Raw genomic sequence first — 16,625 nt, forward strand, 5'->3', positions numbered from 1 at the left:
AGGAACCAGGATGTTCGGCTATCGCGTCCCCGCCCCTGACCAGGCGATGCTGATCTCCGGTGGGAGGCGGGGCCTTTCGGGCGCGCCGTTCCGCGTGGTGACCGGGCACGGCACCTTCGTGCTGCCGGTCTTCCGCAAGACCCGCTTCCTGACCCTCGCGATGTGCGAGGCGGAGGTCGCCGAGACCTGTGTCACCCGCCAGGGCATCGCGCTGACGGTGCGGGCGGTGATCGCCTTCAAGGTCGGCAACGACACCGAGAGCATCGTCAACGCGGGCCAGCGCTTCCTCTCCGACCAGGACCAGATGTCCGTGCTGACCGGCCGCATCTTCGCCGGGCACCTGCGGTCCATCATCGGCTCGATGACGGTCGAGGAGATCGTCACCGAGCGGCAGAAGCTCGCGACCGAGGTGCTGGACACCTCGAAGGCCGAGATGGCGAAGATCGGCCTGATCGTGGACTCGCTGCAGATCCAGTCGATCGACGACGGGGACACCGGCTACATCGCCGCGATGTCGGCCCCACACCGGGCCGCCATCCAGCGGCAGGCCCAGATCGCCCAGGCCCAGGCCGCCCAGGCCGCGGCGGAGGCCGAGCAGCAGTCCGCCCGGGAGCAGGCCGAGTACGCCCGGCAGACGGCGGTGGTGAAGGCGCAGTACAGCGCCGAGGTGGACCGCGCCCAGGCCGAGGCCGCCCAGGCCGGCCCGCTGGCGCAGGCGCACGCGCAGCAGGAGGTGCTGGCGGCGCAGACCGAGCTGGCCCAGCGCGCGGCGGAGCTGCGCCAGCAGCAACTGGTCGCCGAGATCGTGAAGCCGGCCGAGGCGGAGGCCGCGCGGATCCGGGTCGTGGCGCTGGCCGAGGCGGAGCGGATGAAGATCCAGGCGGAGGCGGCGGCCTCGCACGGCCGGGTGGCGCTGGACCGGATGCTGATCGACCAACTGCCCCAGATCGTCAAGGAGGCGGCGGGCGGGCTCGCCGGAGCCAACGTCAACGTGCTCAACGGGACCGACGGCCTGGGCGAGATCGCCGCGGGCCTGGTCAGCCAGGGCATGACGATCCTGGACTCGGTCCGTCAGGGGCTGGGTGCGCAGCAGGGCCGCGCCGACCGGAACGGCGAGCGGGTCGAGATCGAGCCGGGGCAGCCGGGGGCGTAGGGGGAGTCGGCGGCCCGGGCCACCGGGGTCGGTGGGCCGCCGCTGTTCGGTCGGGCTGCTGTTCGGCCGAGCTGCTGTTCGGCCTGGGGAGTGGGAAGTCGGCCGGTCCGACGTCCCACTCCCCTTCTTTCGTTCCTCCTGCGTGCTCAGGGCCGCGCGGTCGTTCCGGGGGTCGAGGACCGCTCGGCGCGGCTGGCGGTGATGCGTTCGGCGGCCAGGGTACGGGCCCGGTCGTGGTCGTCGCCGGTGAGGCGGGCGAGGATCGTCGCGAGCGGCCGGATCTCTCCGAAACCGCCCCAGTGGCCTTCGGGGATCTCGGTGGGGAACACCCAGACCCGGCCGGGGTCACGGGGCCAGGCGCCGTCCTCGGCGTCGAGGACGGCCTCGGTGACCTCGGCGATGACGCCCGCGCGCTTGGCGGCGTCGAGCTGTCCCTCGGGCACGGACGGGACGACCTTGTAGTGCGGTGCGTCCGCGATCCGACCGCCGACGTAGACGGCGGCGGGGCGGTGCAGGAAGAGCCAGGACGCGGAGCGGGTGACCGGGTCGGCGGGGTCGAAGCCCTCGTGGCGGATCAGGATCTCGGTGATCCGGTCGAGCAGGGCTGCCTCGGCCTCCGGGCGCAGTGCGCCGTCGGGGATGTGGACGTCGAGCATCGGCATGGCCATGACCTCCTGGATTTACTTTCTCAACTCAGGTGGGGTGGAGCCTAGCCGCAGCTGAGTTGTGATTGTCAACCCAGGTGCGCCGCGAAGCGTTAGGATCGACGCATGACGGAGCGGGAGCAGCGGGAACGGCAGGAACGGCGGAGCGTGCGGATCGATCCGGTGAACTGCTCGATGGGGCGCGCCCTGTCCGTGGTCGGCGAGCGCTGGTCGCTGCTGATCGTGCGCGAGGCCCTCGACGGCGTGCGCCGCTTCGGGGACTTCCGGGCCCGCCTCGGCATCGCCGGCAACCTGCTCTCCACCCGGCTCGACGGCCTGGTCGCCACGGGTGTGCTGGAGCGGGTGCCGTACCGCGAGCCCGGGGACCGGCAGCGTTTCGAGTACCGGCTCACCGCGAAGGGGGTGGATCTGCGGCCCACCGTCATCGCCCTGCTGGAATGGGGGGACAAGTACCTCGCCGACGAGCAGGGGCCGTCGGTCGTCGTGCGGCACGGCGGTTCGGGGAGCTCGGAAGGTTCGGAGAACTCGGAGGGTTCGGAGGGATCGGGCGGGGCTGACGGGCCCGATGGATCCGGCTGTGACGCGCCGGTCACCCTCGTCCTGGAGTGCGCCGCCGGCCACACCCATCTGCCGCCCGGCTCCGTCTACCGCGCCCCCGGCCCGGGCGCCCGCTTCCTGCCCGGCTGAGCCGGACCGGCGGCACCATCTCCGGTGGCCGGTCCGCCGGTTGGGGCCGGAATCGGGCAAGTGCCCCCCGGAGCGGGTCGTTCGGCCGAGAATGGGCGAGGGCCGCGAGAACGGCGGGCGTGCGTGGTGAACTGCCGTGTCGACGAGCCGGGATGGAGGCGCACGTGGGGGCGGGCCGCACCCGGCGGGGCAGAGCGGTAGACGACTTCTTCGAGCGGGAGCCCGGGACGCCCGATCTGCGCGGGCCCTGGCGCTACCTGATCCGGATGGCCGCCCGGCACCGGCGCGTCCTCCTGCTGGACTGCCTGTGCTGCATGGTCTGGTCGGCCGGCCTCGGGCTGACCCCCGCGGTGATCGGCCAGGCCGTCAACCGCGGGCTGGTGGCCAGGGACGAGCGGGCGCTGGTCGGGTGGGGCCTCGCGGTGCTGGGCGTCGGCGCGGTCGGCGCGCTGTCCGCGGTGTTCGTGGAACGCCTGGACACCCGGCTGCGGGTCGAACCCGCCTACGAGACCCTGCGGTTCGTCACCCGCACGGTGTGCGAGCTCGGCCCCGCGGTGGGGCGGAAGGTCTCGGCCGGGGACCTCGTCACCGTCGGCGTCTCCGACATCAACCTGATCGGCCAGACCCTGGAGGTCGGCGCCCGCGGGATCGGCGGACTGGCCGGCTTCGTCTCCGTCGCGGCGTTCATGCTGGCCGCCTCCTGGCAGGTCGGCCTGCTGGTGCTGACCGCGGTGCCGGTGGTGCTCGTCGTCACCACCCGGCTCGCCCGGGTGCTGCGCGACCGGCAGGGACGACTCCGCGCCCACCAGCGGGAACTCACCGACCAGGCCGTCGACGTGGTGCGCGGACTACGGGTGCTGCGCGGCATCGGCGGCGAGCAGCTGTTCGCCGCCCGCTACCGCGAAGGCTCGCAGCGGCTGCAGGCCACCGCGCTCCGGCAGGGCCGGGCCTCGGCACTGCTCGGCGCGACCAGGACCTTCCTGCCCAGCCTGCTGCTCGCCGGGGTGGTCGCGCTGGCCGGCGAACTGGTCCTGCACCAACGGCTCAGCGCCGGACAGATGGTGGCCTTCTACGGCTACGCCGGCTACCTCGTGATCCCCACCAACCAGATCACCTTCGCCGTCTCCAAGGCCATGCAGGGCCACGTCGCCGCCGAGAACGTCGTCCGGCTGCTCCGGACCGCGCCGGACCTCGCCCCCGGCCCGGACGCCGGAGCCATGCCCGGCCCCGGCCCGCTCGCCGACCCCGACTCCGGCCTGCGGGTGCCCGTCGAGGGGCTGACCGCCGTGGTCTGCACCCCCGCCGACGCGGTCGCCCTGGCCGACCGGCTGGGACGGCTGACCGACTCCGACGCCACCTACGCCGGACGGAGGCTCACCGAACTGCCGCTGGCCGGCGTCCGGGAGCGGATCCTGGTCACCACCGCCGAGGAGCACCTGTTCGCCGGACCGCTGCGCCGCGAACTCGACCCCACGGACCGGCTGTCGGGCACCGACGGGGACGCCCGGCTCCGGGCGGCCGTCGACGCGGCCGCCGCCCGGGACATCGTCGAGGCGCTGCCGGACCGGCTCGACACCGAGATCGCCTCCGGCGGACGGGAGTTCTCCGGCGGACAGCAGCAACGCCTCCGGCTGGCCAGGGCGTTGACGGCCGACCCGGAGGTGCTGATCCTGGTCGACCCGACCAGCGCCGTCGACGCGACCACGGAACACCGAATGGCCGAGGGGATCGCCCGACTGCGCCGCGGCCGGGCCACCCTCGTGTTCACCACCAGCACCCTGCTGCTGCACCGGGCCGACCACGTCGCCCTGGTCCTGGACGGCGCGGTGACGGCCGAGGGCACCCACCGGGACCTGCTGGCCGACGACCGCTACCGCGCACTGGTCATGCGCTGGACGGACGCGGCAGCGGCGGACGGGGCAGTGGCGGACGGAGCAGCGGCGGACGGGGCAGCGGCGCAGGCGGGAACAGCGGACGCGGGGACGACGGAGGTGGTCGGATGAGCGCGCTGCCCGTCGCGACCAACCGGGAGCTCGCCGCGTACGCCCGGCGCGCCCTGCGCTCCCACCGCGGTGAACTCGGCCTGGTGGTCGGCCTGCAGGCGCTCGCCGCCGTCGCCGGGCTGTTCGCGCCCTGGCTGCTCGGCACCCTGGTCGCCGACGTCACCCGCGGCCACGACACCGTGCTGCGCCTGGTACTGCTGATCCTCGGCTGCCTGGCGGCCCAGTCCGTCCTGGTCCGGCTCGCCGAGTACGCCGCGGCCAGGCTCGGCGAGAAGATCCTGGCCGACCTGCGCGAGGACTTCGTCTCGGACCTCCTGGCCCTGCCGCCGGAGACCGTCGAGGACGCCGACGCCGGTGACCTGATCACCCGCACCACCCGCGACATCGACCTGCTCTCCGGCGCCCTCCGCTCCGCCGTCCCGGCCACCATGACCTCGGTCGGCGTGGTCTGCTTCACCCTGGGCGCGCTGGCGCTGGTGAGCCCGGTCCTGCTGCTGCCCGTGCTGCTGGTCGGTCCGGTGTTCCACTTCGCCGCCCGCTGGTACCTGCGGCGGGCGCACGAGGGATACCTGCGCCAGGCGGCCACCTACTCCCGGCTGACCGAAGGCCTGGCCGAGACCGTCGAGGGCGCCCGCACCGTCGACGCGCTGCGGCTGACCGCCCGCCGGATGGAGCGGGTCGACCGGGACGTCGCCACCTCGTACGCCGCCGAGCGCCACACCCTGCGGCTGCGCAACGTCTTCCTGCCGATCTGCGACACCGGCTACGCCCTGCCGGTGGCCGCCATGCTGATCTTCGGTGGCACCCTCTACCTGCACGGCGTGGTGTCGCTGGCCGCCGTCACGGCCGGCACCCTGTACGCCTCACAACTGCTCAATCCGCTGGACCAGTTGATGTTCTGGCTGGACTCCCTGCAGGCGGCGGGCGCGGCGCTGGCCCGCCTGCTGGGGCCGGCCCGGCTCCGTGCGGCCCCGATCCCGGTCCCGTCGGCGACGGCCCCCGCGCCCGGCGGGGCGGCGCGCGCCATCGAGGGGCGCGCCATCGAGGGGTACGACAAACAGGGGCGCGCCATCGAGGTGCGCGACCTCCGCTACGCCTATCGGCCCGGCCACGACGTGCTGTGCGGCATCGATCTGACGATCCGTCAGGGCGAACGGCTCGCGGTGGTCGGGCCGTCCGGGGCCGGCAAGTCGACCCTGGCCAAACTGCTGGCCGGGGTCTACACCCCGCACGGCGGCGGCATCACCGTCGGCGGCCGGGAGATCGCCGGCCTGTCCCCGGTGGAGCGGCGCGGCACGGTGGCCCTGGTCACCCAGGACCACCACGTCTTCCGCGGATCTCTGCGGGACAACCTGACCATCGCCCGCCCGGACGCAGGGGACGAGGAGATCGCCGCCGCCCTGCGCGCCGTCGACGCCTGGGAGTGGGCCGAGGCCCTCGGGGTGGACAGCCCCGTCGGCTTCGGCGGACCGTCCCTCGACCCGGCCAAGGTGCAGCAACTCGCCCTGGCCCGGCTCCTCCTGGCCGACCCGGAGGTGCCCGTCCTGGACGAGGCGACCTCCCTGCTGAACCCCCGGGCCGCCCGGCACCTGGAGCGCTCGCTGGCCGCCGTCACCCGCGGCCGCACCGTGATCGCCGTCGTGCACCGGCTGCACACCGCCCGGGACGCCGACCGGATCGCCGTGCTCGACGCCGGTCGGCTCATCGAGTCCGGCACCCACGAGGAACTGCTCGCCGGGAACGGTGCCTACGCCGGCCTCTGGAATGCCTGGCAGGGTTAGACCCGGTCCGCCTTTTTACGGAGCACCGGATTCAGGAATTCCCTTGTCGACAACCGTACGCATTTTCCCGCCAAAGCACCGGGTGTTCCGATCGCAACTCGCGACTCCGTCGCCAGACGGCCAACTCGGGAAACGGTGGTGACCGCGTGGTCGAGGCCCGGCCGCCAGATCCGTTCGATCGCCGGTGCGCGGGGCCCGGACGGCGTTCCGGCCGCCTCCGCAGTGGCCCCGACGGCTGCGGCGGCGACCCCGTGGCCTCGGAAGACCGGCCCCGGGCGCCGATCACCGTTTTCCGGAACCGCTTCGCCCCGTAGGTGGGCGGGTCGGTCCGGTGGAGCTCGTTCCGGGGTGGGGCGGGTCGGCCGGGAGTCCGTGGCCTGAACCCGGGGGAAATGTGGCCGCGGACGATGGTCGTACTGGCGCCGGAGCGCCGTGTCCGGCCAACCTTGGTTCCGGCGCGGACGGTCGAGGACAGCGGCCGCGCTTTCAGTCCTGCGAAATTCGTTCAGGAATTCGGAAAGGGAATGTCTATGCGATCTTCTCTGGCCAAGGTGCTCCTCAGCACGGCGGCCGCCGCCGCGATCGCCGCGGGGAGTCTCGCGGGCGCGAGCGCGAGCCTGGCGGCCACCCGGCCCGCCGCGCAGGCCGCGGTCAGCAGCCCGCGCATCTCGATCCTCGCGGTGAACAACCTGGGCCTGGACGCGGCCCATGCCAAGAACTGGCAGAGCTGTCTGAACGCCTGGAAGTTCGACGCCGGCACCCCGGACGGGCAGTTGGGTCCCAACAGCTGGTCGGCGGCGCAGCGGATGCTCAACGCCTGGGGCTACAACGCCGGTACCGTCGACGGGGCGGTCGGACCCAACACGATCGGGGCGCTGCAGCGCTTCCTGAATGCCGTCGGCTTCAACGCCGGCAAGGACGACGGGATCGCCGGCCCGCAGACCAGGGCCGCGTTCTGGAACTACAACAACACGGGCTGCTGAGCCCGTGACCCGTTCCGCCCCGTCGCTCCGCTCGGAGCGACGGGGCGGAACGCCTGCCGGTCAGCTCAGGGTGCGGAGCGCGGCGGCGTCGTAGGACTGGAGCTCGTCGAAGCGGCCGGAGAGGACCTTGGCCGCCCACTGCGGGTCCTGGAGGAGGGCGCGGCCGACGGCGACCAGGTCGAACTCGTCGCGCTCCAGCCGGTCCAGCAGGTTGTCGAGGCTCTGGGTCGCGGAGCCCTCGCCCCGGAAGGCGCCGATGAAGTCGCCGTCCAGGCCGACCGAGCCGACGGTGACGGTGGGGAGCCCGGTGAGCTTCTTGGTCCAGCCGGCCAGGTTGAGGTCGGAGCCGTCGAACTCGGGCTCCCAGTAGCGGCGGGTCGAGGCGTGGAAGGCGTCGACGCCGGCCTCGGCGAGCGGGGCGAGGATCGCCTCCAGCTCCTGCGGGGTCTCGGCGAGGCGCGCGTCGTAGTTGTCCGACTTCCACTGCGAGTAGCGGAAGAGGACCGGGAACTCCTGGGAGACGGCCGCACGCACCGCGGCGACCAGCTCGGCGGTGAACCTGGTCCGGGCGAGCGGGTCGCCGCCGTAGGAGTCGGTGCGGCGGTTGGTGCCCGCCCACAGGAACTGGTCCAGCAGGTAGCCGTGGGCCCCGTGCAGCTCGACCCCGTCGAAGCCGATCCGCTCGGCGGCCGCCGCGGCCTCCGCGAACGCACCGATGACGGCGTCCAGGTCGGACTGCGTCATCGCCCGGCCGGTTCCCTCGGTGCCGTCCAGCCGGATGCCGGACGGGCCGATCGCGGGGGCGTCGGCGAACGGCGGGTCGCCCTGCTTGCGCACCATGCCGATGTGCCAGAGCTGCGGCACGATGGTGCCGCCCGCCGCGTGGACGTCCTCGGCGACCCGGGCCCACCCGGCCAACTGGTCCTCGCCGTGGAAGCGCGGGATGTTGTCGCTCTGGCCCGCGGACTCGTGGCCGACGTACGTCCCCTCGGTGACGATCAGGCCGACGCCCGCGGCGGCCCGGCGGGCGTAGTAGGAGCGGACGTCCTCGCCGGGCATGCCGCCCGGGGAGAACTGGCGGGTCATCGGCGCCATCACGATGCGGTTGGGCACGGTCAGCCCGTTGATCGTGACGGGACGGGACAGGATCCCGGCGGCGCGGGCGGCCGGGTTCTCGATGACGGTCATGGCAAGTCCTCGCGGGTGGCAGTGGTGTGCGCCGAGTCGGTAACGGTCGTGCCAACCGCTCCGGTGGCCCCCGCATTTCGTCGCCCGCATCGAAGCCGCTGTGATCCGCGCCACTGCGCGCCACGGAACGTCACTGCGCACCACTGCACGTCACCGCGTGCCGCCCGGGGTCGGGCTCCGCCCGTCGTCGCCGCGGATCTCGTCGATGATGCGGGCCGCCCAGTCGGCGGGCCGCCGGTGGCCGAGGAGTTCGGAGAGCCGGGCCATCCGGGTCCGGCGCTCGGCCGGGGCGAGGTCGAGGGCGCGGCCGAGGACGGCGCTGAGGTCCCCCGGGGTGTGGGGGTCGGTGAGCAGGGCGGCCTCGCCGAGTTCGTCGGCCGCGCCGGCGTGGCGGGAGAGCACCAGGACGCCCGGATCGGCGGGCCGGGGGAGCGTGGCCCGGGCGGCGACGAACTCCTTGGCGGTCAGGTTCATCCCGTCCTGGAGGGAGGTGACCCAGAGCACCTCGGCCGCCAGGTACGCGTCCACCACCCCGGTGCGGCCGAGGCGCTCGGGCCGGTAGTCGATCGGCTGCCAACTGTGCTGTGCCCAGCGCGTGTTGACCTCCGCAATGCGTTCTTCGAGCCGGTGGCGGGTGGTGTCGTAGGCGGTGATGCCGGGCTCGGGCGGCGGGCAGACGAGCCGGAAGGCGAGCCGGCCGCGCAGGTCGGGCCGCCGGGCGAGCAGGAGGTCGACGGCGTCGACCTTCTGGACCGGGCCCTTGGCGTAGTCGAGACGTTCGACCGCGAGCACCAGGCGTTCGGGGGACGGGTGGCGGTGCGGTGCGCGGAGGCGGGCGAGCCGCTCGACGGCTGCCCGGTCGATGCCGAGCGGGTGGACGCCGGTACGCGGCAGGCGGGGTGGTTCGGAGGGCCCGGATCGGACGGTCGGCCCGGTCGCACCGGCGGCCAGGGTGGCGCGGAAGCGGGCGGCGAAGTCCTCGGTGTGGAAGCCGGCCCAGTCCAGCCGGGCCAGCGAGCGGCGCAGCTCGGCGGCGACCGGGAGGGTGGCGAAGGCCTCCGGGGCGGGGAACGGGGTGTGGTGGAACAGCCCGGTCCTGAGGTCGGGCCGGAGGCGGCGCAGCAGGCCGGGGACGAGCCAGAGGTTGTAGTCGTGGAGCCAGACGGTCGCGCCGGGCGCGGCCCGGGCACTGATCAGCTCCGCGAACCGGGAGTTGACCGTGCGGTAGTCGCTCCAGGCCGCCGGGTCGAAGACCGAGCGGTCGGGTTCGGACATCAGGACGGGCCAGAGGGTCTCCTTGCAGGCCCGGTGGAAGTAGCCGCTCCAGGTGGCCCGGTCCACGGGGACGGCGGCGAGCGGGGGGCCGGCCGGGGGCGGGGACGGCTGGTCCGGGCCGGGCCCGGCGGTGACCCAGATCCCGGGCAGGCCGTCGGCGAAGGCGCTGGTCAGGGTCGGCAGGATGCCGTTGGGGCTGCTGGGGGGCTGCCAGCTCTCGCCGTTCCAGTGCAGTGGCGGGCGGTGGTAGGCGACCACGACCGAGTGCGGGCCGGCGGCGGTCCGCACGTGGGCGGCGGGCCGTGCGTCGGTGGCGATCCGTACGTCGGTGGCGGGCCGTACGCCGGCGACGGGGAGGGCGGGCCCGGCCGTGGGGGAGTGGACCCACCCGAGGTCCCGGAGCGCCGTGTGGATGCCGGCCGCGCCGACGCACTCGGGGCGGTGGACGAGCGGATCCCCGGCGAGGGCGGCGAGCAGGGCGGGCTCGGCCCCGCCGACGACCACCGCACGGGTGCCGGCCCGGAACAGCGAGAGGTCGTTGAGGGAGTCCCCGGCGACCAGCGTGTCCTCGGGCCGCCAGCCCAGCTTCCCGGCCAGTGCCCGCAGTGCGTTGCCCTTGGAGGCCTGTGGCGGCAGGACGTCGAAGAAGCGGTCCGCCGAGTACACCCAGGAGCAGCCGAGGGCCTCGACGGCCGCGGTGAGGTCCGCGGTGAGCCGGTCGGGGGCGAGGTGGTAGGAGCAGCGGCCGTCCTGGACCACGTCGTGCTGGTAACTGAGCTGGGGGAAGCGGCGGAGCGCGGCGCGGACCGGCTCCGCTCCGGGCCAGCCGGTCCGCAGCTGGGCCTGGATCGGGTCGACGGGGGTGAAGTCCGTGCCGTCCAGGACGGTGGCGCCGACGTCGGCGATGACCCACCGGGGGCACGGGACGAGCGGGTCGCGCAGGAGGTCCCGGATCGAGGCCGGGCCGCGCCCGGTGGCGAAGACCACGGTCACGTCGGGGTGACGGGCCAGGGCGTCCCGGAGCCGACGTCGGTCGTCCCGGGAACCGCCGAGCAGGGTGCCGTCCAGATCGGTGACCAGATGCCTCGACATCCGAGGGACGCTAACACGGCCACGGCAAGCGGTGAAGTGTGCTCACCGCAAGCCGAGTTCACCTCACGCCGGGTTCACCTCACGCCGGGTTCGCCGCGAGCCGGTGGTCGCCGAGCCGGCAGTCGAGCTTCGCGGCGCGCAGGGGCACCGGAGCCCGGCCTGGTGGCGGCGGCGAGGCAGTCCGCAGGGCTCCAGCCGGCCGGCAGGCCGTGCACCAGGCCGGCGTTGAAGCAGTCGCCCGCCGCCGTCCCCTCGTCCCAATGCCGTTGGGGCAGGAGCAGCAGCCGGGGGCGGAACCGGTGCAGCAGCGGACCGAGCGGCTCGGGCTCGACCGGGTCCTGGAAGCTGACCATCGCCCGGTCGTCGCCGGAGGACAGGGCGACGGTCAGGCTCCGGACCGGGAACGGGTGGTGGCGGAAGGCGGCCTCGTCCAACCCCTCCTGCCGGGCACCGGCCGGCACCCGGGCGGTGAACAGGTCCGTGCCGAAGTCCGCGCTCCACACCACCCGCCGCCCGAGCCGGTGCACCGCCATCGCCAGGGTGTACGCGCCGCCCGGCACCAGGTCGAAGCCCTCCGCGAACACATCGGTGCCCGGCCGCACCGGCCGCGGCAGGCCGTGGAACACCAGGTCCGCGAAGTACGCCCCCGCGACCAGGACTTCACACGGACGTACCGACCCGTTCGGCTGGATCCGGCGAGCATGGGCGCGGTGGACCGCCGTCCGTGCCGGAACCGCGGGAGTGCACCGGAAGCCTCGTGGCAGCACCGGCCGGCGCACTGAACGGCGGCTCGGCCGGCGGCCGCGGCAGGGAACGCGGCCGACACCGGGCCGTCCTGGCTCCGCCCGGTTCGTCGGGGCCGGGCTGGACCGGGTGCGCGCCGTCGACGGCGAGCACGGCCCGGATGGCCTCCACCAGGAGCGCCGTCACCGCGGGGCCGAACTGCTGCGGGGCCCCGGGGGCACCGTCCGGCGGGCACCCGATCCGGCGCAGCGACTCCACGTGCTCGGCGATGCGCGCCCCCAGGTCCCGGGCGAGTGCGTCGGCGGTGCCGTGGGGGCGGTCGAGCACCGCGGCCACGATGGGGAGCGGGTCTTCGGCGGCCGGGAGGGCGGGCCCGCTCCCGTGCCAGCCCGGGGGGTCCGGCTCGGAGAGGGCCAGGATGGCTTCGAGGTTGAGCCCGCGGCGCTGGAGGTACTGGATGGAGGCGATGCGCCAGACGTGCTCGGGGCCGTAGAAGACCCGCCTGCCGACGCGTTCGGCCGGGGGCAGCAGGCCGCGCGCGTGGTAGGCCCGGATGCTCCTGGCGGACAGCCCGGCCCGAGCGACGAAGTCGGTGAGGTCCATCCGCGCCGGTGGCGGGCCGGCTTCGGCCGCCGGGAACGGGACACGGACCGTGCCGCCGGACACCGCGCCGGAGTGCCGGCCCGTGGGCGATGCCCGGCCCGGCGACGTCGGCAGTTCCGGCACGATCACGGCGGAGAAGGGGACGGCGGCGGCGAGCCGTTCCTCCAGTAGGTCCCGGTAGTGGGCGGAGTCGTAGGCCGCGCGGGCGTGCCGGGCGTCCCGGAAGCGCAGTACGACGGTGTGGGTGCCGCCGACGGGCCGCGCGCCCGAGTGGAGTCGGACGGTCCCGTTCGTACTGGCCAGCAGTTCGCCGCCGCCTGGCGCGGAGCCGGCGGGTCGGGCCGGCCGGGTGGATCGCGGGGCCGCCGTCCGGCGCTGGACGGCGGGGCGGTGCGGGCCGGCCACGGCGTAGTTCAGGATCAGCAGGGCGGTCACGGGCGTTCCTGTCGACTCGGGCAACTGCCGTCGGAGGCACGGCTGGTGGCGTGCGGAGAGCGCAACTGACACTTCGAATGTAGTCCAATGTACTACCAGCGTAGTGACGGAGAAAGGGCCGGACGGCATGCTTGGACCATGACCTCGCCACGCGCCGCCCTGATCGCCGACACCGCCGTCACGTTGCTCGCCGAGCGCGGGCTGCGCGGCCTGACCCACCGCGCGGTGGACGAGGCGGCCGGCCTGCCCCCTGGCTCCACCTCCAACCTCGCCCGCACCCGGGCGGCGCTCCTGACCCTCGCCCTGGACCGGATCGCCGGAGCGGACTCCGCCCCGCTGCGGCCGCTGAAGAAGGTGAGCGCCCTGCTGAGCCCGCCGGCGGCCCGCGACGTGCTGACCAACCTGCTGGCGGACGACCTCGGCGTGCGACTCGCGGCGGGCCGGGGACTCACGCTGGCCCGCGTGGAACTCGCCCTGGAGGCCAACCGCGACGAGGCGCTCCGCGCCCGGTACGACGAACTCGGCGGGGAGTTCAGCGGCCTGGCCGCCACGCTCCTCGCGGCAGCGGGCGGCCGCGACGCGGAGCGGCGCGCGCGGTACCTGATGGCCTGGTGCGACGGCATCCTCTTCCACACGACGGCGGGGGCCGGGCAGGCGCACCCGCCGTCGCAGGAGGAACTGCGCGAGCAGGTGGACCTGATGGTCCGCACCCTGATCGACCCCTGAACGAGGTTCGGTGCCGTTGCCGCCGGAAGGCCGTGCGCGGGCCGGGCGCCCGGGGGATCATGCCCCCATGGACAGCGAGACTTTCGAGCGGACCCGTCGCTCCCTGCACGCGGTGGCCGAACTGGTGCTGGCCGGTCCGCAGTACCGGCTGAGCGGGACGATCCGGCTGCGGCCCTGCCCGGGCGGCTTCGCGACCACGGTCGAGCCGCGGCTGCGGGTGGTCGGTGCGGAGCTGGTCGCACCGGGGCGGGCGCTGTCCCTCGGACGGACCAGCTGCGCCGCCCTCGGCGCGGCCCTCGGGCTCCCCGTCGGCGCGCCGGAAGGGCTGTACCAGGACGGGCCGGGCGTCGCCGCCGACCGCGCGATCGAGGTGGACCGGGAGGCCGCCGGCCGGATCGCGCACTGCTTCGCGCTCGGCGAGGCCGCGCTCGACGCGCTGTTCCCGGCGGAGACCCCGGTCATCTGGCCCGAGCACTTCGACCTCGGGGTGACCGTGGACGCGGTGAACTACGGGGTCTCGCCCGGGGACGCCTACCAGCCGGAGCCCTACGCGTACGTCGGCCCGCACACGCTGCGACAGGGGGAGTTCTGGAACGCCCCCTTCGGCGCGGCCCGGACGATCCGTGAACTCGGCGGCGTGGCGGGCCTGCTGGACTTCCTGGCGCAGGGCCGCCGACAGGCCGGCGGCGCCTGACCGTTCAGCCGGTCGGGCGCCGCCGGGGGATCGGTCAGCTGTGGTGCCAGGTCACCGAGAAGTCGGCGCCGTCGGTGATCTCCGAGGTGGTGGCCTTGGTGACCTTGCTGGTGGCCATGTCGATGACCGAAGGGTTCGAGTCGCTGAGGGCCTTCCCGTTGACCGAGGCGTTGGTGAAGCCGACGGTGCCGAAGTCGGCCAGCGGCAGCACACCGGAGGTGGTGGACGGAGCCTCGGCGATCACCTCGGCGGAGGCCAGGGCCGCGTTCTTCAGGGTCTTGGCGACGCTGTGGCTCCAGCCCGCGGTGGTGTTGTGGATGGTGAGGGTGAAGGAGCCGTTGCCATTGGTGCTGACGCTCGCGACGAAGTGGTCGCCGGGGCTCACGGGGTTCCGGAAGTTGGTCGGGTAGGCCGGGTACATCTCGTACCAGGACGAGTAGTACGGGGTGCCGCGCGAGCAGTCGGCCTCGGTGCCGATCTGTTCGACGCTCTTGCTGCCGTCGCCGTCGAGGCCCACCCAGAAGGCGGAGTAGGTGTTGGTGTCGGTGCAGGTGACGGCGGGCTGGTCCCACTCCGCGCTGACGCTGGTGAACTTGCCGCCGGTGGCCGCGTAGCCGGACCAGTTGCTGCTGGTGCCGTACATCAGCGAGCTGTCGTGGTGGTGTTCGGCGATCGGGGCCAGGACGGGGGTGGGGGCGTGGACGTGGGCGGCGGGTGAGCCGCTGCTCAGCAGCGCGAGCAGGGCGGTCGTGGTGGCGAGTGTGAGCGGACGGGCGAGGCGCATGACGGGTCCCGGGGGCGTGTGTGGGGTTGACTGAGCGTCGACAAGCTAGCGACCGCAGTCCGGGCCCACGGGGCTGCCCGGCCGGTGACGGAGTCGGGATTCCCCTGTTCGGCCGAGCGGGTGCGGCCGGGTGCCGCACCCGCCCGGAGCGGATCGATCAGAAGCCGATGATCCGCAGGGTGTCGTTGACGGTGACGTAGAAGGTGTGGCCGTCCGGGCCGACCGCGAGCCCGGTCACGTACTGGAGGCCGGGGACCCCCTCGGTCGGGACGAGGTGGTGGGTGGCGAGGTCCAGGGAGAGGACCGAGGCCTTGCCGTCCGGGCTGCTGTTGTCCTGCCCGACCGCGTACAGCCGGCTGCCGTCCCGGCTCACCGCCGGGTTCTGCAGCCGCTGCCCCGGGGCGATGTCGAAGGTCGCGTCGACGGTGTCGGTGTCGAGGTCGACCGTGTAGCCCTTGCCGTCGTCGCCGACGCCGTGCACATGGGTGTCGTCCGGGTCGAGCGCCAGGCCGACGATGGTGCCCGCGGTGGCGGCGACGGTGCCGACCACCGCCGGGGGCTCGTCGTCCAGGGCCAGGTGGACCAGGCCCGCCTCGGTGGCCACGTAGGCGTCGTCACCGTCCGGCCGGACCACGATCGACGCCGGGTACCGGCCCGGAATCGCGAGGGCCTCGGTGAACGCCTGCTGCTTCGCCGAGAAGGTGAGCACCCTGGCCCCCGGGCGGGGAGGGCGGTGCCAGGACGCCGGTCCGTCCTGGGTCACATAGACCTGCGATCCGTCCGGGCTGACCGCCAGCGCGCTCAGCCCGCCCGGGTAGGTCCCGGACGGACGGGGCTGGTCCGGCACCTCGGTGCTGGAGACCAAAGTGCCGGTGGCCGTGTCGACGACGCCCAGCACGGAGGCGGGGAAGTGACGGTTCGGGCCGAGCAGGACATAGACGCGGGAACCGTCCGGGCTGACCGCCATCGGCCCGGCATCGCCGCCGAACCCGGTGGTGAGGGTGACGACGGCGGTGATCGCACCGCTCCGGGTGTCGACCGCCTTCAGCTTCAGGCCGTGGATGCTGTCCTTCACCGCGACGTAGGCCCGGCGCCCGTCCGGGCTGACCGCCACCGCGGCGGGCGAGGAGTCCAGGGCGACGGTCCGCGGCACTCCGCGGACCGGCCCGTGGTGCCCGCCACCGGCGGCGGCGGGACCGGCCCCGGCCAGCAGCAACGCGCCGGCGGCCACCAGCGCGCCTAACCAACGAGCCTTTGACACAAGCGAGTTCATGTAGTCCTCCCCTTGGCGCACGGCACGTTCGTGCCGTGGCAGGGACACGCTACGGGAGGAAGGTGACGGTCGGTCGGCCAGGATTTGTCTTGGGCGCCGGAGAGGGGTACTGTCACCCAGTCGCTCGGCAGGGAGCACCGGACACGCAACAGCGCGGACGGTCCCGGGGCGGCCAATCCCTTGAAACACCACTGCTCGGTTCGCGCCGGGTCGTTGTCGCGTCCTTTCGCGTTCCGACCAGGGGCTTATTCGGTGTGCGCGTTTACGGGAATTGCGGCTGGATTCGCTTTTCGGAGCGGGGACCGGCTAGAGTTTGGAACGTCGGACGGGGCGTCAAGCCGCAGACGACACCAGTGAGTTGGATGACGAAGCCCCGGAAAACGGAGCGGAAAACATCTGGTAAGCTGGAAACACGAAAGAACGAAGCGCCCGGAGGGCCCGCTAGAAGGCGGTCCGAAGGAAGCGTCCGTTCCTTGAGAACTCAACAGCGTGCCAAAAGTCAACGCCAGATATGTTGACATCCCCGGCCTCGGTCACTT

At 73.8% G+C, this 16,625-nt stretch carries 14 protein-coding genes; 7 read left to right on the plus strand and 7 right to left on the minus strand.

Annotation, left to right across the window (positions count from 1 at the left end):
- Positions 1–10 precede the first annotated feature (10 nt).
- Positions 11–1,153, plus strand: coding sequence for an SPFH domain-containing protein (locus AB0O91_RS38945; RefSeq protein WP_363443542.1), 1,143 nt, complete (start codon positions 11–13; stop codon positions 1,151–1,153).
- A gap of 146 nt (positions 1,154–1,299) precedes the next feature.
- Here AB0O91_RS38945 and AB0O91_RS38950 read toward each other — a convergent pair whose 3' ends face one another.
- Positions 1,300–1,815, minus strand: a complete 516-nt coding sequence (locus AB0O91_RS38950; RefSeq protein ID WP_363443544.1) for a hypothetical protein — start codon at positions 1,813–1,815, stop codon at positions 1,300–1,302.
- A 108-nt stretch (positions 1,816–1,923) separates the two neighbouring features.
- On the opposite strand from AB0O91_RS38950, the gene AB0O91_RS38955 reads away from it, so the two are divergent.
- From AB0O91_RS38955 to AB0O91_RS38970, 4 genes are all read left to right on the plus strand, one after another.
- Positions 1,924–2,505, plus strand: coding sequence for a helix-turn-helix domain-containing protein (locus tag AB0O91_RS38955; protein WP_363443546.1), 582 nt, complete (start codon positions 1,924–1,926; stop codon positions 2,503–2,505).
- A gap of 152 nt (positions 2,506–2,657) precedes the next feature.
- Positions 2,658–4,508 (plus strand): ABC transporter ATP-binding protein, encoded by a 1,851-nt coding sequence (locus AB0O91_RS38960; protein WP_363443548.1) that lies wholly within the window; start codon positions 2,658–2,660, stop codon positions 4,506–4,508.
- The gene (locus AB0O91_RS38965) at positions 4,505–6,289 is read left to right on the plus strand and encodes an ABC transporter ATP-binding protein (RefSeq protein WP_363443550.1); all 1,785 of its coding nucleotides are present in this window, start codon (positions 4,505–4,507) and stop codon (positions 6,287–6,289) included. The genes AB0O91_RS38960 and AB0O91_RS38965 overlap by 4 nt, the downstream gene beginning before the upstream one ends.
- A gap of 530 nt (positions 6,290–6,819) precedes the next feature.
- Entirely contained in the window at positions 6,820–7,272 is a 453-nt protein-coding gene (locus tag AB0O91_RS38970; protein ID WP_363443552.1) for a peptidoglycan-binding domain-containing protein, read from the plus strand.
- A gap of 60 nt (positions 7,273–7,332) precedes the next feature.
- Here AB0O91_RS38970 and AB0O91_RS38975 read toward each other — a convergent pair whose 3' ends face one another.
- The 4 genes from AB0O91_RS38975 to AB0O91_RS38990 form a co-directional block, all read right to left on the minus strand.
- On the minus strand, positions 7,333–8,460 hold the full coding sequence (locus AB0O91_RS38975; protein ID WP_363443554.1) for an NADH:flavin oxidoreductase: 1,128 nt from the start codon (positions 8,458–8,460) through the stop codon (positions 7,333–7,335).
- Between the two features lie 150 nt (positions 8,461–8,610).
- Complete coding sequence (locus AB0O91_RS38980; protein WP_363443556.1) at positions 8,611–10,827, minus strand: trehalose-6-phosphate synthase; 2,217 nt, start codon at positions 10,825–10,827, stop codon at positions 8,611–8,613.
- A gap of 74 nt (positions 10,828–10,901) precedes the next feature.
- Positions 10,902–11,453 carry a hypothetical protein gene (locus tag AB0O91_RS38985; RefSeq protein ID WP_363443558.1) on the minus strand — a complete coding sequence of 184 codons (552 nt, stop codon included), beginning with the start codon at positions 11,451–11,453 and terminating at the stop codon, positions 10,902–10,904.
- Between the two features lie 34 nt (positions 11,454–11,487).
- The gene (locus AB0O91_RS38990) at positions 11,488–12,609 is read right to left on the minus strand and encodes a MerR family transcriptional regulator (protein ID WP_363443560.1); all 1,122 of its coding nucleotides are present in this window, start codon (positions 12,607–12,609) and stop codon (positions 11,488–11,490) included.
- A 138-nt stretch (positions 12,610–12,747) separates the two neighbouring features.
- On the opposite strand from AB0O91_RS38990, the gene AB0O91_RS38995 reads away from it, so the two are divergent.
- Positions 12,748–13,335: a TetR/AcrR family transcriptional regulator gene (locus AB0O91_RS38995; RefSeq protein WP_363443562.1), complete on the plus strand. Its 588-nt coding sequence runs from the start codon at positions 12,748–12,750 to the stop codon at positions 13,333–13,335.
- Positions 13,336–13,402: 67 nt separating this feature from the next.
- Positions 13,403–14,029, plus strand: coding sequence for a hypothetical protein (locus AB0O91_RS39000; protein ID WP_363443564.1), 627 nt, complete (start codon positions 13,403–13,405; stop codon positions 14,027–14,029).
- A gap of 34 nt (positions 14,030–14,063) precedes the next feature.
- Here AB0O91_RS39000 and AB0O91_RS39005 read toward each other — a convergent pair whose 3' ends face one another.
- On the minus strand, positions 14,064–14,813 hold the full coding sequence (locus AB0O91_RS39005) for a G1 family glutamic endopeptidase (RefSeq protein WP_363443566.1): 750 nt from the start codon (positions 14,811–14,813) through the stop codon (positions 14,064–14,066).
- 157 nt (positions 14,814–14,970) lie between these two features.
- Positions 14,971–16,086, minus strand: a complete 1,116-nt coding sequence (locus AB0O91_RS39010) for a YncE family protein (protein ID WP_363443568.1) — start codon at positions 16,084–16,086, stop codon at positions 14,971–14,973.
- Between the last annotated feature and the right edge of the window lie 539 nt (positions 16,087–16,625).

Origin of the sequence: Kitasatospora sp. NPDC089797, from assembly GCF_040684795.1 — a bacterium.
Lineage (GTDB): Bacteria > Actinomycetota > Actinomycetes > Streptomycetales > Streptomycetaceae > Kitasatospora.